The organism is Alkalicoccobacillus gibsonii (genome assembly GCF_016798245.1).
GTDB lineage: Bacteria > Bacillota > Bacilli > Bacillales > Bacillaceae_D > Alkalicoccobacillus > Alkalicoccobacillus gibsonii.
In genome coordinates, this window is the sequence record NZ_JAEUZA010000018.1 from 1 (window position 1) to 311 (window position 311).

Consider the following 311-nt stretch of genomic DNA (forward strand, 5'->3'; position numbering starts at 1 on the left):
AAGAGCTTAACGGCCGTGTTCGGCATGGGAACGGGTGTGACCTCTTCGCTATTGCCACCGGACTATTAGACTGCCAATCATCTGCGCGCTTCTTCGTCCACCGCGTCTTGTCACTCAGTCACGTATGTAAATACGCTCCTTCATTCCAATCCTTGTGTCCTCGAATCACTTGATGCTTGTTGTCTACTTGAAAGAAATGATTCCTTCAAAACTAAATCGTGCCACACATTGTCATACACCAAATTGGATAAGTCCTCGACCGATTAGTATCTGTCCGCTCCATGTGTCGCCACACTTCCACTCCAGACCTA

The 311-nt window shown here is 47.9% G+C and carries 1 rRNA gene; it reads right to left on the bottom strand.

Annotated elements, in window-relative coordinates:
- Nucleotides 1–62, bottom strand: a 5S ribosomal RNA gene (gene rrf / locus JNO66_RS20355); the annotation flags it as partial.
- Nucleotides 63–311: the final 249 nt, after the last annotated feature.